Below are 19,968 nucleotides of genomic sequence, written 5' to 3'. Positions count from 1 at the left end.
TGCATTCCACCCTACCCCGTTTCAGGCCGCCTCAAACCATTAAAGCAGCCTGAAACCCATGCAAAGCCTAAAACGCAACACAAAATAGCCGTGTAGGTCGGGCATTCATGCCCGACATTCTCTCGTTTTATTTTCAAATTTTGTCGGGCATGAATGCCCGACCTACTGCTGCCTAGAATACCCAAACGCGGGCGCAAATGCTGGGGCAGCCTGAAACGCCAACCCGCGCCCCCTACGGCTTGCTTGCAAGCCGTGCGCTGGTTTAAGAATCTGTACTCACTATCTGCATACAGGTTCTAAATAAAAAGGCAGCCTGAAAACGGTTCTACCCCATTTTCAGGCTGCCTAACTATCCACATCACTTAAACACCAGCATCAACACCAACACCAGCGCAATCATCGCCAGCCAAAAATTCTGCCGCTTTTGGCTTTGAATTAAATGCAGTGTTGCCTGCCGCATTTCATCGTGTTTTTTCTCGTCCACCAGCGCGGCGACTTTGCGCGGCAGGCTGGGCAGGATTTCCGCCCAATCGGGGGCTTCGTCTTTCAAATTTTTCAGCAGTGCGCGCACGCCAATTTGACTGTCCATCCATTTCACCAAAAACGGTTTCGCCGTTTTCCATAAGTCCAAATCGGGGTCTAGCTGCCGCCCCAAGCCTTCAATGTTTAACAGCGTTTTTTGCAGCAACACGAGCTGCGGCTGAATTTCCACATTAAAACGGCGGCTGGTTTCAAACAGGCGCATCAACACTATGCCAAACGAAATCTGCGACAGTGGCTTGTTAAAAATCGGCTCGCACACCGTGCGCACCGCCGCTTCCAAATCTTCCGCCCGCGTATCAGGCGGCACCCAGCCGCTTTCAATGTGTGCCGTTGCCACGCGGTGATAATCGCGGTTGAAAAATGCCAAAAAGTTAATCGCCAAATACCGCTTGTCGTAATCCGTCAAGCTGCCCACGATGCCAAAATCCAGCGCAATATACCGCCCATCCGCCGCCACCAAAATATTACCAGGGTGCATATCGGCGTGGAAAAAGCCGTGGCTAAACACCTGCGTGAAAAAAATCTCCACGCCATAACGCGCCAGTTGTTTTAAATCAATGCCTTGCGCTTTCAGGCTGCCTATTTCTGAAATCGGCGTGCCGTCCATCCATTCAATCGTCAGCACTTCGCGGCTGCAATAATCAAAAAACACTTGCGGCACAATCAACTTATCGCTGCCCGCAAACTGCCGCCCAAGCTGGCTGGCGTTTGCCGCTTCGCGCATCAAATCCAGTTCGTCGTGCAAATATTTGTCAAACTCCGCCACCACTTCGCGCGGCTTCAACCGCTTGCCATCGGCAAACACGCGCTCAATCCATGCTGCGCCAAAGCGCATCAACGCCAAATCCTGCTCAATCACGCCCAGCAAATTGGGGCGCAACACCTTCACCGCCACCGCTTCGCCGCTAAACAGCCGCGCCCGATGCACCTGCGCAATGGACGCGCTTGCCACAGGCTCGTCGCCAAATTCTGCATACAATTCATCAATCCGCCGCCCCAGCGACGCTTCAATTTGCTGGCGCGACAACGCTGCGGCAAACGGCGGCACTTTATCCTGCAACCTTGCCAATTCCGCCGCGTAATCAGGCGGCAGCAAATCGGGGCGGGTGGAAAGCACCTGCCCCAGCTTCACAAAAATCGGCCCTAGGCTTTCCAGAGCCAGCCGCAGCCGCACAGGCAAAGGCTCAGCGGCAAACTGCTGCGATTTAGGCAGGCGCAACGCCAGTTTTTGCAACCAACGCAGGCGAATATGCGGCGTAACCATATCCGCTAAACCATAGCGATACAGCGTTTTCAGGATAACGGCGGAACGGGAAAACCATTTCATAGCGGGCAATCGTGTAAACAGAAAACGCAATTATAAAGGTTTTGCGGCGGCAGGATGGTTTTCAGACTGCCTATTTGGGTGTAATAGGCAGCCTGAAATGGCGCATCGGCGGCTTGCCGACATATTGGCAAACCGCGTAGCTTTGTTCCGCCACATGATGCAATCCGCCGTTGGATGGCGCAAAATAATTTTCAGGCTGCCTATTCATCCATCAAATAGGCAGCCTGAAAACACAAATTACAAATTATTGGCTCAACACATCCACGCCTTTGGGCGGTGTAAACGTGAACGCGCCGCGCGATAGATTGGCATTGGTGTTCACGCCGCCAAAGCTGATGCTGGTTTGATTGCCAAAGCTGTCTTTCAGCTCCATCGCCGCCAGCGTGTCGCCCTTAAAGCCGATGCGGATAAATTGATAGCCCGCGTTGTTTTTCTTTGGTGTGGCGAGCACATAATCCACGCCGTTTTTGCTGCCGTCTTCTTTGAGCGAATAGCTGGCATCCAGCGCGGTTTTGTTGGACAAAATGGCGGCGGGGCTGTCGCCAATGGCTTGGTTTTGGTTGGATTTGGTAACTTGTTTTAATTCAACATCATACAGCCAAATGGTTTTGCCATCGCCCACAATGGTTTGCTGATACGGCTTGGTGTATTCCCAGCGGAATAAGCCGGGTCGCAGGATTTTGAAGCTGCCCGAGCTGGTTTGCGTTTTCTTTTTGCTGCGCACGGTTTGCGTGAACGAGCCGCTGATGCCGTCTGCATCATCGTTAAACTTTTTCAGCGCATCAATCGCGCCCGCTTGGGCTTGGGCGGCAAACGCGGTAAACAAGGCAGCGGCAAATAGGGTTTTCCAAGTTTTCATCATTTAGTCCTTATAGTAGTTGCGTTACAATACAAGAACCTGCATTCAATTTGCAGGTTCTAACAAGCAGCGCGGATATTAGATACTTTCAGGCAGCATGAAAAGCCTTTCGCGCTGTATAAAATGCATGATGCGCGATAACCAATTCAATCCAAACAACAAAATTCATTTTTGTTTACCCAATTTTAAATCATGGCTCATTTTTATATTCAACTGGAACACGCTCTGCGCGAAACCGACCCCACGCGCAAATGCGAACAAACGCTGGCGCTGTATCAACAATATCAAGCAGGCAGCCTGAAAATTGTGAACGACAGCCCTGTGCACGATATTCAAATCGCAGGTCGCCCCGCGCGCCCCGAGCTGGTGCCCGCCACGGCGGTGGACAAGCGCAAAACCAGCACCACCGAAGGCTACGCGGCGATGTTGCACGCGATTGCCCACATTGAATTTAACGCGATTAACCTTGCGCTGGATGCGGCGTATCGCTTTCGCACGCTGCCCGCGCCGTTTGCGGCAAACTGGCTGCAAGTAGCCAAAGAAGAATGCGAGCATTTTGCCCTGATGCGCGCGCGGCTCAACGCGCATGGCTACGATTACGGCGACTTCACCGCGCACGCGCATTTGTGGGACATGGCATACAAAACGGCTTACGACCCCTTGCTGCGCATGGCATTGGTGCCGCGCGTGCTGGAAGCGCGTGGGCTGGACGTTACCCCCGCCATTCGCGCCAAAGTGGCGCAGCGCGGCGATGAAGAAACCTGCGCGGTGCTGGACATCATCTACCGCGACGAAGTGGGACACGTGCGCTTTGGCAACCATTGGTATCAGCACCTTTGCCGCGAGCGCGGGTTAGACCCGCAAGAGCTGTTCCGCCGCCTGCTGCGCCGCTACGATATGTTTATTTTTCGCGGACACGTTAATCTGGAAGCGCGGGAGCAGGCGGGGTTTAGTGCGTTTGAACTGGCGATGTTGGAGCATTTTGAAGCGAGCTTGAAGATGTAGCACGGCATCCGTTTTTGTCATCCAACAGAGCTTTCAGGCTGCCTTTGCCCAATGCAACAAAGGCAGCCTGAAAATCCAACTAACCTTGTTTGCGTGCTTACGCAAAATCCAATCCCCAAAGGCAGTCTGAAAATGCCCCAACCCTTTTACATCGCCGCAGGTGCCATTATCGGCGCGCTGATTCGCTGGCAACTTGCCGCATGGTTTAACCCCAGCTGGGCAGCCTTGCCGCTGGGCACGCTGCTCGCCAACCTGATTGGCTGCTTTGCCATCGGCGCGGCGCTGGTGCTTAATCTGCCCACCAACATCAAACTATTCCTAATCACAGGCTTGCTCGGCAGCTTAACCACGTTTTCCACCTTTGCTGCCGAATTGGTGCAACTGAGCCAACGCCAGCAATGGCAAAATATGTTTACCGCGCTGCTGCTGCATTTGGGCGGCGGCGTGGGCGCAGTGGTATTGGGTGCGTGGTTGGTGGGCAAGCTGGCGCGGGAGTAATCGCAAAGGCAGCCTGAAAATGAGTTTTCCCGTTTTCAGGCTGCCTATTATTTGACTTCATTCAATCCGCCACGCTAGCCGCCACCCACTTCGCCACCAGCGGGCGCACCAGCAGCAAGCTGGCAAAAGCAATGGGCCAAGTAATCAAATAAGATTTCATCACACGCAGCCCATAGCCCGCGCCCAGCCCCGTGTTCAGCGCAACCAACACGCTGCTTACAATCAGCACCATAATCGCCGAAGCGTAAAACGAAAACAGCACGCCTGCGTATTTTTTGGGCAATTTTTTCATGGCATCTTCCTTGTTGAACAGCAAAACCGCAGTTTAATCTGTGCATCCATCCATTAAAATACGAAAAATCATCCAACACTGCGCATAATTGCACAAAAGGCAGCCTGAAAAGCCCGCCTGCTACACGAAAGCCACGCCATGAACAACTGGGACGACCTGCTGTATTTCAAGATATTAGTAGAAAAACAAACCCTTACCGTAGCCGCCGAAGCATTGGGCGTGCAACACAGCACCATCGCACGGCGCATTGCCCGCTTGGAAGCAACGCTGGGGCTGCGCCTGTTTGACCGCATTGGTCGCCGCTATTTGCTCACCGACGAGGGCGCACGCATTCACAGCCAAGTGCAAGAAATCGCCATCGGCATGAACACCTTGCTGCGCACCGCACGCGAGCAGCGCGAAGCCATTACCGAAGTGGTAATTTCTGCGCCGCCCGTGTTGATTAAAGCGATGCTGATGCCCCATTTTCCCGCGTTCACCCGCCAGCATCCCCATATCCGCCTTGTGTTGCAAAGCGATGCCCGCATCATCAATTTGCACGCCCGCCAAGCCGATATTGCCCTGCGCATTGTGCCGCCGCAGCAAAACGATTTGGTAACGCGCCGCCTGCGCACCGTTTTTTATCGCTTTTATGCCCACGCCGATTATCTGGCAACCTGCCCGCCGCCCAAGCGGATGTATTGCCATTTTGTTGCCAACGGTGCGCACAGCCGTTGGGCAGCGGCGCAATTGGCAAACCGCCCCATTATTTTGACTTGCAATAATTTTGATTTAATCAAAACCACCATCGCCGCCCAAATGGGCATCGGCTTGCTGCCCGATTTATACGTTTACCCGCAAGATAATTTTGTGCCTGTTGGCTTAAATGATGCGGATGATGGGGCAGAAGAAGCGTTTGCGGCGGATGTTTATTTGGTGATGCATGAGGATTTGCGCCATTTGCCCAAAATTCGCGCTGTGGCGGATTTTTTGATAAGCATCTTGGCGGAATGAAAGGCAGCCTGAAAACGAGTTCTCGCTTCATCGGTAGGTCGGGCATTTATGCCCGACGAACACGAACCTAATTTATCTGAATACGCCACAACGAAATATGGGCATAAATGCCCGACCTACTTCGGCTTTGCAAAGATTTCAGGCAGCCTGAAAACGGAAAAACACGTTTTCAGGCTGCCTTTTATCACTGGGCAAACTCAATCGCTCATCACATCGCCCCATAATTCGCCCCGCCGCCGCCTTCGGGGCAAGTCCATTCAATGTTTTGCGTGGGGTCTTTGATGTCGCAGGTTTTGCAATGCACGCAGTTGGCGGCGTTGATTTGCAAACGTGCCGCGCCGTTGTCGTGCACGATTTCATACACGCCAGCGGGGCAGTAGCGCGTTTCGGGCGAAGCGTATTCCGCCGCGTTCACATCCAGCATCAGGCGCGGATGGCGCAGGCGCAGGTGCGATGGCTGGTTTTCTTCGTGCGCCACGTTTGCCAGTTGCACGCTGCTAAGTCGGTCAAAAGTGAGCGTGCCATCGGGCTTGGGGTAGTCAATCGGCTGGCAGGCGGCGGCTTTTTTCAGGCTGCCGTGGTCGGTGCCGTGGTGTTTGAGCGTCCACGGCGTGCGCCCTTTGAGCAGGTAAAATTCCAAGCCCGAATAAATCATGGCGGGGATTAAGCCCCATTTAAACGCGGGGCGGATGTTGCGCGCTTGATGCAATTCTTGATACAGCCAACTGTTTTTAAACAAAGTTTCGTAGGCATCAGCTTGTTTACCGCTTTCAGGCTGCCTATCGCCCAAGTCATCCAGCAGGGGGAAGATGGCTTCGGCGGCCAGCATGGCGGATTTCATCGCGGTGTGTGCGCCCTTGATGCGCGGCACGTTCAAAAAGCCCGCGCAGTCGCCAATCAACGCGCCGCCGGCAAACGCCAGATGCGGCAAACTCTGCAAACCGCCTTCCACCAACGCCCGCGCCCCATACGCCACGCGCCGCCCGCCTGTGAGCATTTTGCGGATTTCGGGGTGCAATTTCAGCCGCTGCAATTCATCAAACGGCGACAGATAGGGGTTTTGGTAATCCAGCCCCACCACCATGCCCAGCGCGATTTGGTTGTTGTCCAAATGGTAAACAAACGCGCCGCCATAGGTGCGCCAATCCAGCGGATAGCCCACGGTGTGCTGCACGCGCCCCGCATGGCATTGCTCGGGCGGCACTTCCCATATCTCTTTGATGCCCAAGCCATAAGTTTGCGGCTGGCAATCGCGGTCTAGCGCAAATTGGGCGATGACTTGCTGCGTGAGCGAGCCGCGCGCGCCTTCGGCAAACAGCGTTTGCTGCGCGTGCAATTCCATGCCCGCTTGGAAATTTGCCGTGGGCGCGCCATCCTTGCCCACCCCCATGTTGCCCGTTGCCACGCCTTTGATGCTGCCATCGGCATGGAACAGCAATTCGGTTGCGGCAAATCCCGCGTAAATTTCCACGCCCAAGCACTCCGCCTGCTCCGCCAGCCAGCGGCACAGCAGCCCCAAGCTGATGATGTAGTTGCCTTGGTTGTCAAAATTGGGGGTAACAGGCAGCCTGAAAGCGCGTTCGGCGGTTAAAAACAGGGTTTCGTCTTCGCTAACGGCGCGGGTGAGCGGCGCATCCAGCTCGCGCCAGTTGGGCAGCAATTCGTTGAGCGCAATCGGGTCAAACACCGCGCCCGACACAATATGCGCCCCCACTTCGCTGCCCTTTTCCAGCACGCACACGCTGATGTCGCGCCCCGCGCCCGCCGCCAGCTGCTTCAATTTAATCGCGGCAGACAAGCCCGCCACGCCCGCGCCCACAATTACCACATCGTATTGCATCGCATCGCGTTCAGTTTGGTTCATGGTTGGATTCCTTGTTGATTATGCGTTTTCAGGCTGCCTTTATGCTTGTGGATTGATGCGGTTTTCCGCAGCCTGAAAGTGATAGTTGATTAAAATAAAATGAGACAAGGCGACAATACCCGCCGTGTACAAATCGTACATAAGGGCGTTGGCAACGCCGTATCATTGCAATTTTAATCAACTATATTTTTAAACACGTTTCAGGCTGCCTAAAACGTTTCCACAACCTAAAATGCCGTCATTCCCGCGCAGGCGGGAATCTGCTTTAACGCATAGCGCAGGTTGGGAAATTAGGTTTTTGCCAAGGTTTATATCTGTTGATACTGTTTACAGCAGTCTGAAAATGATTGTTAAACAGTTTTCAGGCTGCCCCACACCATCAAGGCAGCCTGAAAACAGAATAGATTGATTGGGCGCGATTTTAACATTTTTTATCCCCGCGCAGCCTTTATCCACCCGCCAAATGCTGCCAAAATATGCTTTTTTTAACACGCCGTTATCAAATGTAAACATGAACAAAATCGCTCTCCTTATTTGCGCCAGCCTGCTCGCCGCCTGCGCCGCGCCCACACCACACAAAACCAGCCACCACAAACCCCGCAAAGCCAGCCAAACCGCCCGCGCCAGCCGCCCCGTTACCCCCGAACTGAGCGAAGTGGACACGCTTGGGCTGCTGCTGCAAGCCGAACAAAGCACATCGGGCAAAACCCGCAACGTGTTATACGAAGCCCGCCGCGCCACGCTAGACAACGGCACAGTCGTGCGCGGCAGCTGCTGGGACTATCTTGACCACATCTTCACCAAAGCAGGCGTGCCGCGCATCCTGCGCCAAACCACCTACCAAAGCAAAAAATCAGGCCCCTACGCCGCGCCCAACCAAATCCGCGCAGGCGATTGGCTGTATTACATCAATTACAGCTACCACAACGCAGAACACAGCGGCTTGTTTATCGGCTGGACGGATTACGCCAAAAAACAAGCCCTTGTGTTGAGCTACGCAGGCAACGGGCGACACGAATCTGCGCGGTATAGAATTTATGATTTATCAGGGGTTTACCAAATTACGCGCGCGCAGTAGTGCGCCAATAAAGGCAGCCTGAAACCATAAACCGTTTGGTATTACGCCAAACGGTTTTTTATTGCTGGATGATTGGTTTTCAGGCTGCCTTTGCCCCGCGCATCAATTCGCTCAACGCCCAGCGCGGTTTTACATCAAACGCGCCCGCTGCTTGGGCAGCCTGAATGCCGTGTTGCAAGCGCATTGCGCCCGCAAAGGCAATCATTGCGCCGTTGTCGGTGCACAAGGCGAGCGGTGGGAAATAGGTTTGCACGGCTTCGGGCGCGGCTTTGGTGTGGGTTTGGATTTTCAGGCTGCCTAATACTTCGCGCAGCTTCCAGTTTGCACCCACGCCGCCTGCCACCACCAAGCGGCGAAAGCCTGTTTGCAACAGCGCGGTTTGCGCTTTGGCGGCGAGCACGTCCACCACCGCGTCTTGAAAGGCGCGGCAGATGTTGTTGCGCGTGGCTTCGGGCAGCGGCGCATCGTGGGGCAAGCCCAGCTCGGCGCGGGTTTTTTCTACGGCGGTTAGGATGGCGGTTTTTAGCCCCGAAAAGCTCATTTGTAGGTCTTTGGAATGCAGCATGGGGCGGGGAAAATGGAAGATTTCAGGCTGCCCGAGCTTGGCAAGCTGGGATAATTCTGCGCCTGCAGGGTAGCGCAGCCCGAGCAGTTTGCCTGTTTTATCAAAGGCTTCGCCTACGGCATCGTCTACCGTTTCGCCTAAGAGTTCGTAATCGCCAAAGCCGCGCACCGCCATAAATTGCGTGTGCCCGCCCGACACCAGCAGGGCGACAAACGGAAACTCGGGCTTGTTCTCCGCCAGCAGGGGCGAGAGCAAATGCCCTTCCAAATGATGCACGGGCAGCACGGGCTTGCCCAGCGCGAGTGCCAAGCCGTTGGCATAGGCTGCGCCCGCCAGCAACGCGCCGCCCAAGCCTGGCCCTTGCGTGTAGGCGATGGCATCAATGTCGGCGTAATCGGCGTGGGCTTCGCCCAGCGCGGCTTGGGTGAGCGGCACAAGGCGGCGGATGTGGTCGCGGCTGGCGAGTTCGGGCACGACGCCGCCGTATTCGGCGTGCATCGCCATTTGGGTGTGCAGTTGGTTGGCGATGAGACCGCGCTCGGTGTCGTATAGAGCGATGCCTGTTTCGTCGCAGGATGATTCAATTCCAAGGATGAGCATGGGTGTTCTTTCGTGTGGGGGGTGGTTTTCAGGCTGCCTTTGGGGTGATAGGCAGCCTGAAATTTTGTTTTCGCTGGTGGGGGCAGGTTAAGATGTTGGTTTAATTTGCCTACTGCCCGCATCCTAGCCTTCTCCGCCAGCGGGAGAAGGAACAGGGTGCAGAATGTTTCATTGATGCAGCTTGTTGCCAGCGGCGATGTTTTCAGGCTGCCTTTGCTTGGCGCGGCAATGGTTCGTCGCCAAATGGGCAGGTGTGAGCGGATGGCGATGTGTCGGCGAGCCACCGACGTTCCACTTTCAGGCTGCCTTTTTTGTGTGGGTTGTAGGGGGTGTGGCTTTGCCACGCACGCGGTTTTCCATCTCGCAACTCTGTTTCGGTTTTCAGGCTGCCTTTGGGGCGCATTAAGCAGCCTGAAAATAAACGACGCGCATCACGCGGGCGATAAACGCTACTGCGCTGGCGATGCGCTGGGCGGGGGCTTTTGCTGTTGCAGTTGCTGATATTGCTCCATCAGCGTGGGTGGGTTGGGATGGGGTTCGTTCATCCACGCCATCGCGTGATACAGCGCAAACGCCGCGCCCAGCAGGCTGACCACATACACCATCATGCGGTGGTTTTGCTCGTTGAGCCACAGCAGGATAAAGCCGTAGCCCAGCGCGTAAACAAGGCAGGCGAGCAGGCGCGGCCAGCTAAAATGGTTCATCAAGCCCAAGGCGGCAAACAATGCCACCAAAAGATGAAAGCGGATGACGATTTCGTCCATCAAATCCATTTTGTTCTCCTTGTTTGCCCAAAGGCAGCCTGAAACCGCTCTACTACTGATTCTTCCTAATCCACCCCAGCCATTTTTCAAACAATTCAGGCTGCACCGCCGCCACCGCCGAGCGTTTAAACGCGTGCAAGCCGCTCCAAAAATCATCGCCTTCCAGCGTGGCAAGCAGCCCGCCCGCTTCTTCCAAAATCAACGCGCCCGCCGCGTAGTCCCACAAATTTTGCCCGCCGTGCAAATACACATCCAGCCGCCCCGCCGCCAAATAGCACCAATCCAGCGTGCTGCTGCCCAAGCAGCGCAGCGTGCCAAACGGCGCAAAATGGTTGATGCTGTTTGCCAGCCTTGCCGAGCGCAGCCGCTTCACATCCACGCCCGCCAAGGCTTCGTGCAATTTTTTCGGCACACAGCGCAACGGCAAACGCGTATCGTTTAAAAACGCCCCTCCGCCGCGTTCCGCCGAAAACAATTCGCCGCTTATCGGGTTAAAAATCGCGCCCAACTGCGCCCTGCCCTGCGCCACATACGCAATAGACACCGCAAAATGCGGCAGCCCGTTCACAAAATTATTCGTGCCATCAATCGGGTCTATTACCCACAAGCCCGAATGCGCGTGCTGCGCCCACAAAGCCCGCTGCTCGGCGGCGGTCATTTCTTCGCCCAAGACAGGCGCAGCAATGATTTGCGGCAGCCTGAAAACCAATTTTGCCTGCGCCGCCAAATCCGCCTGCGACAACACGCTGCCATCTTCCTTACGCGCACTTTGCACGCGCAAAAAATACGGCATGATTTCATTTGCCGCCACATCGCGGATTAAGTCGTGCAACAAGGTCATCGGTTTCATAGCGGCTTTTGGTAAAATGTTGGGAACGCAATTTTAACATATCCTTACGTTATGCCACGCTTCTATCTCCCCACCGCGCTCGCCCCCCACACCACGCTCAACCTGCCCGACAACATCATCCGCCATATTCATGTGCTGCGGCTGAACGCGGGCGACAGCATCACGCTGTTTAACGGCACAGGCACCGATTTTGCCGCCACCTTGCAAGAAATCGGCAAACGCCACGCCCAATGCCACATCACCGCGCAAAGGCAGCCTGAAAACGAAAGCCCGCTCAAAATCACCCTAGTCCAAGCCATTTCCAGCGGCGAGCGCATGGACTTCACCCTGCAAAAAAGCGTAGAGCTGGGCGTGCACGCCATCCAGCCGATAATTAGCGAACGCTGCGTGGTGCGGCTTAGCGGCGAGCGTGCCGACAAGCGCGTGCAACGCTGGCAAGACATTGCCATCGCCGCCTGCGAACAAAGCGGGCGCAGCATCGTGCCCACCGTGCAGCCCATCGTGTCGTTTGCCGACTACCTGCGCCAAATGCTGCGCCACGAGCCGCACCTAATGATGAGCCTGCACCGCGCCACCACCCTGCGCGACATCGCCCCCGCGCCGCAATCGCTGCGCCTGATGATAGGTCCCGAAGGCGGCTGGACACCCGCCGAAGAACAAGCCGCGCTGGCAGCAGGCGTGCAAACCATCACGCTTGGCAAGCGCGTGCTGCGCACCGAAACGGCGGCGATGGCAGCGATGGCAGCGATGCAGGTGTTGTGGGGGGATTTTTGATTGGGGTGGGATGATGGGATTGGGGGATTTCAGGCTGCCTGATTGGGTGAAGCAATAGGCAGCCTGAAAAAACAAACCGTTTGGTATGCCGCCAAACGGTTTTTTGCTGGATGGACTGGATTTCAGGCTGCATAATCGTGTAAACATAGGCAGCCTGAAACGCCATGGAGCGGCGACGGCTCGCCGCCAAAATTGCTTATTAAATATCTGATTTCTGATTTGCTACGATGTCGGCGAGCCGCCGACGTTCCATCGGTTGCAGGCTTTGCCAAGGTTTCAGGCTGCCTAACTATTCACGAATGTTTAATGCTACTGCCGTCTCCACAACATTCAGCCGAACGAAGCATCCTTTTTTTCAAGCTGCCTTTTGCAAGGCTAAAACGCGGGTGCAAATGCTTGGCAGCCTGAAATGCCAACCCGCGCCCCCTACGGCTTGCTTGCAAGCCGTGCGCTGGCTTAGATAAAAGGCAGCCTGAAATCTTTGCAAAAACCAAAACACAACAAGAAATAGTAACGTCCGTCATTCCCACATAGGCGGGAATCTTGGCTGAACTCACACAATATATTGTTTTCTCATAAATTTATGAATATCAGACAAGATTCCCGCCTACGCGTGAATGACGGCATTTCTTATTTTTAGCTTCGCAACTCCGCTTCGCTTCGCTACGCAGGCTGCTTCTAGGATTTTGTAAAGGTTTCAGCCTGAAAAACAAAAAGCAGCCTGAAACGGTAAAAAACCATTTTCAGGCTGCCTTTAAGCGGCTTCAATCGGATGCCATCTGCTGCTCAATCAATCCAGCTTTTTAAAATGCCGACGGCGTTCCAGCTCGCTCAAATAGCGTTTGCGCAGGCGAATGGACACGGGCGTAATCTCCACCAGTTCATCATCGTCAATAAACTCCACCGCGCCTTCCAGCGTCAGCTTGATTGGCGTGGTTAGGCGCACGGCTTCGTCTGTGCCGCTGGCGCGCACGTTGGTGAGCTTTTTGCCTTTGAGCGGGTTCACCACCAAATCGTTGTCGCGGCTGTGAATGCCGATAATCATGCCTTCGTAGATTTTGTCGTTGGGCGACACAAACATTCGCCCGCGGTCTTCCAGATTCCACAGCGCATACGCCACCGCTTCGCCCTGCTCTTGCGACACCAGCACACCGTTGTGGCGGCCGGGCATATCGGGTTTGACCGGGCCGTAGTCGTCGAACACGTGGCTCATCAAGCCTGTGCCGCGCGTCAGCGTCATAAATTCGCCTTGGAAACCAATCAAGCCGCGCGCGGGAATGTGGTATTCCAAGCGGGTGCGCCCGTTGCCATCGCTTTCCATGTTGGTCAGCTCGCCACGGCGGCGACCGAGTTCTTCCATCACCGCGCCTTGGTTTTCATCGGGCACGTCCACGGTCAGATTTTCATACGGCTCGCATTTTTGCCCGTCAATATCGCGGTACACCACGCGCGGTTTGCCGACTGCCAATTCAAAGCCTTCGCGACGCATATTTTCCAGCAAAATGGTCAAATGCAATTCGCCGCGCCCCGACACGCGGAATACATCGGCATCGGCGGTGTCTTCCACGCGCAACGCCACGTTGGTGAGCAGTTCGCGGGTTAGGCGGTCGCGGATTTGGCGGCTGGTAACAAATTTGCCTTCTGTGCCCGCCAGCGGGCTGGTGTTTACCATAAAGTCCATGGTCAAAGTCGGCTCGTCCACGCTCAACATCGGCACACCCACGGGGTTTTCTTTATCGCAAATGGTTACGCCGATGCCGATTTCGTCAATGCCCGAAATAATCACAATATCGCCCGCTTCGGCTTCATCTTGCGGCACGCGCTCCAAGCCTTTAAAGCCTAGTAGCTGGTTGATGCGCCCTGTGGCGACTTGGTTTTCGTGGTTCATCACGGCAACTTGCATCCCAGGGCGGATTTTGCCGTTCAAAATGCGCCCGATGCCAAGGCGACCTGTGTAGTTGTCGTAATCCAACTGCGAAATTTGCAGTTGCAAGGGGGCATTAGCATCGCCGCTGGGCTCAGGCGTGTGTTTCAAAATGGTTTCAAACAACACGCGCATATCGGTTTCGGTGCCGTCTTCTTCCAAGCGGGCAAAGCCGCTTAGCCCCGATGCGTACACAATCGGGAAATCCAGTTGCTCATCGCTTGCGCCTAAACTGTCAAACAATTCAAAGGTTTGGTCTATCACCCAGCTGGCGCGGGCGGACGGTTTGTCAATTTTGTTGATGACCACAATCGGGCGCAGGCCAAGCGCAAGGGCTTTTTTGGTAACAAAGCGGGTTTGCGGCATTGGGCCTTCTTGCGCGTCCACCAGCAGCACCACGCAATCCACCATGCCCAGCACGCGCTCCACTTCGCCGCCAAAATCGGCGTGCCCTGGGGTGTCAACGATGTTGATGTGGTAGCCGTTGTATTCAATGGCGGTGTTTTTGGCGAGAATGGTGATGCCGCGCTCTTTTTCTAGGTCGTTGCTGTCCATCACGCGCTCTTCTACTTGCTGATTGGCGCGGAATGTGCCTGATTGGCGCAAAAGTTGGTCAACAAGGGTGGTTTTGCCGTGGTCCACGTGGGCGATGATGGCGATGTTGCGGATGTTTTTCATGGCGATTGTTTTGCCTTTTGGTTTGATTTGTACTGGTTTACAAAAACAAAAGCCGCTGGGGCGCGGTTGTTTGCGTAAACAAGGGGGTTGAAATAAGAAAACCGCGCATTGTAGCACGATTGTGGGTTTCAGGCTGCCTTGGTGTGGCATAGCAAGGGCGCAATAAAGGCAGCCTGAAATCCAAAAATACTGTTTCAGGCTGCCTTTGCGTATGGCGACATAATTGAGGCAGCCTGAAAACGAGCGTAGCGAGTTTCAGCGAAGCTAAAACGAGTAAACGCGATACAGCGCAATCAAACCCGTTTTCAGGCTGCCTTATTGTGCGCAAAAACTACGCCAAGGCTTCTTTCACCGCGCGATAGGCTTGGTCAAACGCGCCTTGCACATAGGGTTTCCATGCCACATCGCTGCCTGCCATGAAAATGTTGCCCACGCGCTTTTGCATTTGCGCGGTGGTGTCGGCGGCGTTGCGCCCGGTGTTGAACAAATCCAGCCGCTCGTAGCTGTATCCGTGCGACCAGCGGTTGATGGATACGTCCAGCAGGTTGTCGTCCAGATTTTCGCCTGCCAGCGCGTAGATGGCGCGAAGCTGTTTGAGCATTTCGGCTTTGATGTCGTCAAACGTCATGCCTGCCAGTTTGCCGCGCCCTTTTTTGTACATTTCCTGCGGGGTTTTGCCTTCCAGCGCGGTGGCGATGTGCGCCATGTGGATGACAATCGGCTCATCTGGCGTTTGGGTGCATTGGTAGTCGCCGATGCTCACGGGGTCGTCCAGTTTCACGTCGCAGAAAAACGCGGTGGGCGCGTATAGGCGGTGCACGCCGAGTTTTTTGAATGCGTGGGCATTTTTTACCAGCGCGTTGGCGTAAACCATAGGCGTGCGCGAGTTGCTCTGCTCGGCGGTTTTTTGCGCTGCGGGCATATCAGGCATGATGCGCGCTGCCAATGCGCTGTGCCCTGCGAAAATACATTTGGCGGCATCGGCGCGTTGCAATTCTTGGCTGCCTTGCGCTTGATAGGCGACAGCTACGCCTTGCGCGGTGTTTTGCGCAATCAGCGCGGTGCTGTTCAGGCGGATGCGGACGTTGTTGGCGGGCAAATCCAGTTTGCTGTAATCAAATTGGGCGGTAACGATGTCTTCCATGCTGTGCCCTGCGGCGATGCTGGGAATGAGTTTGCGCACCAGCAGGCGGGCGATGGAAGCGTTGCCGTCAGGGAAATGGTAGATGTAGGGCTCTTCGGCGTGGGCGGTGTGCGCCAGTTTCAGGTTTTGCACCCCAGGGTAGCCGTTTTCCAGCGCGGCGTACACGGAAATGGCGTGGATGGAGATGCCCCAGTATTCGCTGCTGATTTGGGTAAGGTAGTCCAACGCGCCTTGCGGCAGTTTGGCGGTGTTTTTGAGAAAGTCGTAGTAGCTGGTGCTGTGGGCGAGTTCGGCGCGGGCGCGGCGGCTTTTGCCTTGCCAATAGTCGGCGGGGCGGGTGTAAAGCTGGGTGAGCGCGGCGCGGTCGTCATCAGACAGGGGGAACTGGGCAATCACGGCGGCGGATTGGGCGTTGCCGGTTTCAGGCTGCCCTGCCACCACGGCGTTTTTGCCCAAGCTGGCTTCGTCAAAGAACACGCCTTCTTTCAAGCCCCATTTTTGCTCGTATAGGGTTTGGTCAAAATAGCGGTTGAATTGGGTGTAATCAATGCCCAAATCGCGCAGGATTTGCTTGGCTTGGCGCGAGTAGCCTGTTTTGGGCGAGTCTATGGATTCGCTGCCGCCGTAACCTAGAATCAGCTTGCCGTTGGCGCGAAATTCGTTGCGGATGGCGTGTCCGCCGAAGTCTTGGTGCGCGTCCAAAATCAGGATTTTGGCTTTGGGGCGCGATTTTTGGTACAGATAGGCGGCGGACAGCCCGCTTAATCCTGCGCCGATGATGATTAAATCGTATTGCTCGCTGGCGGTGGCGGGCAGGGTTACGCTTTTTCCGCGCAGGGCAACGCCGTGGGCGGCGGCTTGGCTGCCGTCGTTATCGCCCATCAGGGCGCGGATGAGCGCGGGCGGATAGTAGGCAGCGGCTTCTTCGGCGGCAAGGGCGCGGTAAACGGGGCTGGCAAAGGCGAGTGTGCCAACGGCGGCGGTGCTTTTGATAAAGCGGCGGCGGGTAAGGTGTAGGGGCATGGTTGGGTTCCTTGTTATAGTCGTCCCATACAGCCTTATACTGCGTTGGCTCGCACACCACGGGCGAAATGGTTTGTTGCCAAATCGTAGATTTGGACAAAGCCAGTTTTGCTGTACTACTTGTACTATCTGCGGCTCGCCGTCTTGTCTAAGGCTGTGTGAAACGACTATATTTGTGGTTGGTAAAGGGCAGATTGTACTGGAAAATGATGGAGTTAGGATATTGGACAAGGCAGCCTGAAACGGATTGCGATGGTTTCAGGCTGCCTGTATTTTTGTTTGGCGTTGTGTTTGTGTTGTGCTTTTCAGGCTGCCTTATTTGCTGGGATGGCAACAATTATTTAAACGCGGGCGCAACAATAGGCAGCCTGCGTAGCGAAGAGGAGTTGCGTAGCTAAAACGCGCCCCGCGCCGCTACGGCTTGCTGGCAAGCCGTGTTCTTGCGTATTAAGAACCTGTATTCAGGCTGCCTATGCCACGCCGTAGCGGGCGCGGTAGGCGCGCATGGGTTCAACAAACTGCGCCAATTCTGCGCTGCCGCTTTGTTCTAGCAGGGCGAATAAATCCAGCAGGTTGGCGATGGCGACAACGGGCAGTCCGTATTGTTGTTGCACTTCTTGCACGGCGGATAATTCGCCTGTGCCTTTTTCCATGCGGTCTAGTGCGATGGCTACGCCTGCGGCTGTTGCGCCTGCTTGTCGGATAAGCTGCACGCTTTCGCGCACGGACGTGCCTGCGGAAATCACGTCGTCGATAATCAGCACGCGCCCTTGAAGCGGTGCGCCCACCAGCGTGCCGCCTTCGCCGTGGTCTTTGGCTTCTTTGCGGTTGTAGGCGAAGGGGACGTTGATGCCGCGCTCGGCGAGCATCATGGCGGTGGCGGCGGCGAGGATGATGCCTTTGTAGGCGGGGCCGAACAGCATATCAAACTGGACTGGGCTGTCTGCGATGGCTTGGGCGTAGAACCGCGCCAGTTGCAAGGTGGACGCGCCGTCGTTGAACAAGCCTGCGTTGAAGAAATAGGGCGATTGGCGGCCTGCTTTGGTGGTGAATTCGCCGAATTTGAGCACGTTTTGGCGCAGGGCGAATTGGAGAAAGTCTTGGCGGAAGTCGGTCATGGCGTTGTCCTTATACGTTGGGATAGAGTTGGCAATATTTGGTGTAGATGGCTTCTAGGATGATGGTTTCGCAGGATAAATCCAGCACGTCATCGTTGCCGTAGCGGAGCGATTGTTTGAGTTGGTGCAGGATTTCGCGGTCGCGTTCTAGTAGGTCTAATTTGTCCACTTGGTCTTTGGCGTAGTGCTGAATGCGAAAGAGTTTGCCGTCCACTTCTTGCCAGCGGCAGGCGAACATCCATGCTTGGGCGTTGGTGTAGTCCACACCGCAGTCGTCTAACGGGTCGCGGTCGTTGGGGACGGTTTTGAGCGTGTAGCTGACTGTGCCATTTTTTTGATATTCGGCTTGGATGGCTATAGATTTTCCTTTGAGTAACGAGTTGGATGGATGGGATGAAGGCAGCCTGAAAGGGTTGTCGTTCTGTTTGTTTTCAGGCTGCCTTATGCGTTGGGGCAGCCTGAAAAGCATGGGGATGGTAATGCGGATTGGGCTTGGCTGAATGGTTTTTCAGGCTGCCTAAGTTGATGGGATTAGGCAGCCTGAAAACGGATTTTGCCAGCGGATAATGCTGGGCAACAGCCACGCCGTGCCATCCATCCCGTTTTCAGGCTGCCTAACGCCTGCCCTATCTGCGCCGTTTGCCGCTATTGGGCAACGCCATGTCTGCCCATTTCAAAATGGCGGCAACTTCGGCGGGGTTGAGTTCGTAGAACTGCCCGCGTTTTAGGCGGTTGGGCAAGCCAATCGGCCCGAAGCCCACGCGCACCAAGCGGCTGACGGTGAGCCCGATGTGTTCAAAAATGCGGCGTACTTCGCGGTTGCGCCCTTCTTTGATGACCACGTTGTACCATTTGTTCGCGCCTTCGCCGCCCTGTTCGTTGATGCGTTCCACCTGCGCCAAGCCGTCGTCCAGCATGATGCCTTGCGTGAGCTGCTGCATTTGCTCGCGGCTGACTTCGCCGAGCACGCGCACGGCGTATTCGCGCTGCACTTCAAATTTGGGATGGGCGAAACGCTGCACCAGCTCGCCCGATGTGGTCAAAATCAGCAAGCCGCTGGTGTTGATGTCCAGCCGCCCGATGGCGACCCAGCGGCTGCTGGCGGCTTGCGGCAGGCGGTCAAAAATGCTAACACGCCCTTGCGGGTCGTCGCGCGAGACGATTTCGCCTTCTTGCTTGTAATACAGGATGATGCGCGGCAGGCGGTCGGCCCATTTGAGCTTGATGGCGTTGCCTTTCACCGTTACTTGGTCGTCGGGCGAGACTTTGTCGCCCAACTGCGCGGTTTTGCCGTTCACTTGCACCCAGCCGTTGCTAATCCATTCTTCCATTTGGCGGCGCGAGCCTACGCCTGATGCGGCAAGGATTTTTTGCAGGCGTTCGGGCTCTTGGCGCGATAGGTCGGCGCGTTGCTCTTTTAGAAAATCGGCGCGCTGTTGAATTTTTTGGTTGGGGGCGCGGACGATGAGTTTTTTGGCTTTGGTTACGCGCGGTTTGATGGGTTGGTCGGCGGTGGGATGGTTTGGGCTGCGCTCGGTTTGTTTACTTTGGCTTCGCCGAAACTCGCTGAACTCGTTTTCAGGCTGCCTTTGGGGATGGGATTTCAGGCTGCCTTTGGCTTTGCTGGCTGGTTTGGATGAACGCGCAGGCTTGTTGGCGGAAATGTCGTCAAGATAGGAGCGTTTGGATTTTTTGGACATGGTGGGTCTCCGTAACGGTTTTCAGGCTGCCTTTTGCGAACAATCATTTGTGAACAATTGGATTGAGGCAGCCTGAAAACGGTTCTTCTGCGGTGTGGCAATCACGGCAGGATGGGTTAATAAAAAAGTAGCGTATTGTAGCGGATAACGGCAAAGGCAGCCTGAAAATTATCTTTCAGGCTGCCTTTGAGATGGAACGGTGGCGGCTTATCGCCAACGCCGATTAAGAACCTGTATTCACTATTTCCATAGGCAGATTTTATGAAATAAAAGCGCGGATACAAGGCAAAAAGCGCAGTAAGGTTGGACACCTTGCGAGCATTTTTAACGCAGTAGCCGCGTTTTTAGGGCATAAAAGATGTCTATGGA

26 protein-coding genes are annotated in these 19,968 nt (G+C 55.2%); 7 read left to right on the top strand and 19 right to left on the bottom strand.

What is annotated here, in order from left to right; all coding sequences use genetic code 11:
- Window positions 1-153: 153 nt before the first annotated feature.
- Window positions 154-300, top strand: a complete 147-nt coding sequence (locus Q4A85_RS01265; RefSeq protein WP_303107228.1) for a hypothetical protein — start codon at window positions 154-156, stop codon at window positions 298-300.
- A gap of 58 nt (window positions 301-358) precedes the next feature.
- Here Q4A85_RS01265 and ubiB read toward each other — a convergent pair whose 3' ends face one another.
- The 3 genes from ubiB to lolA all read right to left on the bottom strand — a co-directional run bounded on the left by ubiB (window position 359) and on the right by lolA (window position 2,729).
- Entirely contained in the window at window positions 359-1,870 is a 1,512-nt protein-coding gene (gene ubiB, locus Q4A85_RS01260; protein WP_303107227.1) for a ubiquinone biosynthesis regulatory protein kinase UbiB, read from the bottom strand.
- A 70-nt stretch (window positions 1,871-1,940) separates the two neighbouring features.
- The gene (locus Q4A85_RS01255) at window positions 1,941-2,078 is read right to left on the bottom strand and encodes a hypothetical protein (protein ID WP_303107226.1); all 138 of its coding nucleotides are present in this window, start codon (window positions 2,076-2,078) and stop codon (window positions 1,941-1,943) included.
- Window positions 2,079-2,114: 36 nt separating this feature from the next.
- Window positions 2,115-2,729: an outer membrane lipoprotein chaperone LolA gene (lolA, locus tag Q4A85_RS01250; RefSeq protein ID WP_303107224.1), complete on the bottom strand. Its 615-nt coding sequence runs from the start codon at window positions 2,727-2,729 to the stop codon at window positions 2,115-2,117.
- 192 nt (window positions 2,730-2,921) lie between these two features.
- Between lolA and Q4A85_RS01245 the strand changes: the two genes are divergently transcribed.
- Window positions 2,922-3,734, top strand: a complete 813-nt coding sequence (locus tag Q4A85_RS01245) for a ferritin-like domain-containing protein (RefSeq protein ID WP_303107223.1) — start codon at window positions 2,922-2,924, stop codon at window positions 3,732-3,734.
- Between the two features lie 132 nt (window positions 3,735-3,866).
- The gene (crcB, locus tag Q4A85_RS01240; protein ID WP_303107221.1) at window positions 3,867-4,232 is read left to right on the top strand and encodes a fluoride efflux transporter CrcB; all 366 of its coding nucleotides are present in this window, start codon (window positions 3,867-3,869) and stop codon (window positions 4,230-4,232) included.
- Between the two features lie 61 nt (window positions 4,233-4,293).
- Here crcB and Q4A85_RS01235 read toward each other — a convergent pair whose 3' ends face one another.
- Entirely contained in the window at window positions 4,294-4,524 is a 231-nt protein-coding gene (locus Q4A85_RS01235; RefSeq protein ID WP_303107219.1) for a DUF2798 domain-containing protein, read from the bottom strand.
- Between the two features lie 138 nt (window positions 4,525-4,662).
- On the opposite strand from Q4A85_RS01235, the gene Q4A85_RS01230 reads away from it, so the two are divergent.
- A complete protein-coding gene (locus Q4A85_RS01230) occupies window positions 4,663-5,517 on the top strand; it encodes a LysR family transcriptional regulator (protein ID WP_303107217.1) in 855 nt (284 codons plus the stop codon).
- A gap of 208 nt (window positions 5,518-5,725) precedes the next feature.
- Here the strand turns inward: Q4A85_RS01230 and Q4A85_RS01225 are convergent, their stop codons facing one another.
- Together Q4A85_RS01225 and Q4A85_RS01220 are read right to left on the bottom strand one after the other, a co-directional pair.
- Window positions 5,726-7,381, bottom strand: a complete 1,656-nt coding sequence (locus Q4A85_RS01225; RefSeq protein ID WP_303107215.1) for an electron transfer flavoprotein-ubiquinone oxidoreductase — start codon at window positions 7,379-7,381, stop codon at window positions 5,726-5,728.
- A gap of 327 nt (window positions 7,382-7,708) precedes the next feature.
- Entirely contained in the window at window positions 7,709-7,894 is a 186-nt protein-coding gene (locus Q4A85_RS01220) for a hypothetical protein (protein ID WP_303107214.1), read from the bottom strand.
- Here Q4A85_RS01220 and Q4A85_RS01215 point away from each other — a divergent pair.
- The gene (locus Q4A85_RS01215) at window positions 7,893-8,459 is read left to right on the top strand and encodes a hypothetical protein (protein ID WP_303107213.1); all 567 of its coding nucleotides are present in this window, start codon (window positions 7,893-7,895) and stop codon (window positions 8,457-8,459) included. The genes Q4A85_RS01220 and Q4A85_RS01215 overlap by 2 nt on opposite strands.
- A 79-nt stretch (window positions 8,460-8,538) precedes the next feature.
- Here Q4A85_RS01215 and tsaD read toward each other — a convergent pair whose 3' ends face one another.
- From tsaD to Q4A85_RS01195, 4 genes are all read right to left on the bottom strand, one after another.
- Window positions 8,539-9,624: a tRNA (adenosine(37)-N6)-threonylcarbamoyltransferase complex transferase subunit TsaD gene (gene tsaD / locus Q4A85_RS01210; RefSeq protein WP_303107212.1), complete on the bottom strand. Its 1,086-nt coding sequence runs from the start codon at window positions 9,622-9,624 to the stop codon at window positions 8,539-8,541.
- Between the two features lie 202 nt (window positions 9,625-9,826).
- Window positions 9,827-10,027 carry a hypothetical protein gene (locus Q4A85_RS01205; protein WP_303107210.1) on the bottom strand — a complete coding sequence of 67 codons (201 nt, stop codon included), beginning with the start codon at window positions 10,025-10,027 and terminating at the stop codon, window positions 9,827-9,829.
- Window positions 10,028-10,073: 46 nt separating this feature from the next.
- Complete coding sequence (locus tag Q4A85_RS01200; RefSeq protein ID WP_303107208.1) at window positions 10,074-10,397, bottom strand: hypothetical protein; 324 nt, start codon at window positions 10,395-10,397, stop codon at window positions 10,074-10,076.
- A gap of 43 nt (window positions 10,398-10,440) precedes the next feature.
- Window positions 10,441-11,223, bottom strand: coding sequence for an inositol monophosphatase (locus Q4A85_RS01195; RefSeq protein ID WP_303107278.1), 783 nt, complete (start codon window positions 11,221-11,223; stop codon window positions 10,441-10,443).
- Window positions 11,224-11,289: 66 nt separating this feature from the next.
- Here Q4A85_RS01195 and Q4A85_RS01190 point away from each other — a divergent pair, with 66 nt between their 5' ends.
- Window positions 11,290-12,012: a 16S rRNA (uracil(1498)-N(3))-methyltransferase gene (locus Q4A85_RS01190; RefSeq protein ID WP_303107206.1), complete on the top strand. Its 723-nt coding sequence runs from the start codon at window positions 11,290-11,292 to the stop codon at window positions 12,010-12,012.
- Here the strand turns inward: Q4A85_RS01190 and Q4A85_RS01185 are convergent.
- The 4 genes from Q4A85_RS01185 to Q4A85_RS01170 all read right to left on the bottom strand — a co-directional run bounded on the left by Q4A85_RS01185 (window position 11,927) and on the right by Q4A85_RS01170 (window position 16,781).
- Window positions 11,927-12,202 carry a hypothetical protein gene (locus Q4A85_RS01185; protein ID WP_303107204.1) on the bottom strand — a complete coding sequence of 92 codons (276 nt, stop codon included), beginning with the start codon at window positions 12,200-12,202 and terminating at the stop codon, window positions 11,927-11,929. The genes Q4A85_RS01190 and Q4A85_RS01185 overlap by 86 nt on opposite strands.
- 600 nt (window positions 12,203-12,802) lie before the next feature.
- Window positions 12,803-14,614: a translational GTPase TypA gene (gene typA / locus Q4A85_RS01180; protein WP_303107203.1), complete on the bottom strand. Its 1,812-nt coding sequence runs from the start codon at window positions 14,612-14,614 to the stop codon at window positions 12,803-12,805.
- A gap of 37 nt (window positions 14,615-14,651) precedes the next feature.
- Window positions 14,652-14,942 carry a hypothetical protein gene (locus tag Q4A85_RS01175; protein WP_303107202.1) on the bottom strand — a complete coding sequence of 97 codons (291 nt, stop codon included), beginning with the start codon at window positions 14,940-14,942 and terminating at the stop codon, window positions 14,652-14,654.
- Between the two features lie 3 nt (window positions 14,943-14,945).
- Window positions 14,946-16,781, bottom strand: a complete 1,836-nt coding sequence (locus tag Q4A85_RS01170; protein WP_303107201.1) for an NAD(P)-binding protein — start codon at window positions 16,779-16,781, stop codon at window positions 14,946-14,948.
- Window positions 16,782-16,990: 209 nt separating this feature from the next.
- On the opposite strand from Q4A85_RS01170, the gene Q4A85_RS01165 reads away from it, so the two are divergent.
- Window positions 16,991-17,179, top strand: a complete 189-nt coding sequence (locus Q4A85_RS01165) for a hypothetical protein (RefSeq protein ID WP_303107200.1) — start codon at window positions 16,991-16,993, stop codon at window positions 17,177-17,179.
- A gap of 72 nt (window positions 17,180-17,251) precedes the next feature.
- On the opposite strand, the gene pyrE is transcribed toward Q4A85_RS01165, so the two are convergent.
- The 5 genes from pyrE to Q4A85_RS01140 all read right to left on the bottom strand — a co-directional run bounded on the left by pyrE (window position 17,252) and on the right by Q4A85_RS01140 (window position 19,910).
- Window positions 17,252-17,899, bottom strand: a complete 648-nt coding sequence (gene pyrE, locus Q4A85_RS01160; RefSeq protein ID WP_303107198.1) for an orotate phosphoribosyltransferase — start codon at window positions 17,897-17,899, stop codon at window positions 17,252-17,254.
- A gap of 10 nt (window positions 17,900-17,909) precedes the next feature.
- Window positions 17,910-18,368 carry a hypothetical protein gene (locus Q4A85_RS01155; RefSeq protein ID WP_303107197.1) on the bottom strand — a complete coding sequence of 153 codons (459 nt, stop codon included), beginning with the start codon at window positions 18,366-18,368 and terminating at the stop codon, window positions 17,910-17,912.
- The gene (locus Q4A85_RS01150; protein WP_303107196.1) at window positions 18,331-18,483 is read right to left on the bottom strand and encodes a hypothetical protein; all 153 of its coding nucleotides are present in this window, start codon (window positions 18,481-18,483) and stop codon (window positions 18,331-18,333) included. Before Q4A85_RS01150 ends, Q4A85_RS01155 begins: the two co-directional genes overlap by 38 nt.
- Window positions 18,484-18,525: 42 nt before the next feature.
- Entirely contained in the window at window positions 18,526-19,599 is a 1,074-nt protein-coding gene (locus Q4A85_RS01145; RefSeq protein ID WP_303107195.1) for a pseudouridine synthase, read from the bottom strand.
- Window positions 19,600-19,715: 116 nt separating this feature from the next.
- A complete protein-coding gene (locus Q4A85_RS01140) occupies window positions 19,716-19,910 on the bottom strand; it encodes a hypothetical protein (RefSeq protein ID WP_303107185.1) in 195 nt (64 codons plus the stop codon).
- Between the last annotated feature and the right edge of the window lie 58 nt (window positions 19,911-19,968).

This window comes from Kingella sp. (in: b-proteobacteria) (genome assembly GCF_030527935.1).
GTDB lineage: Bacteria > Pseudomonadota > Gammaproteobacteria > Burkholderiales > Neisseriaceae > Kingella_B.
Note: the sequence above shows the minus strand (reverse complement) of the source record. Positions and strands in the feature narration are given on the sequence as shown.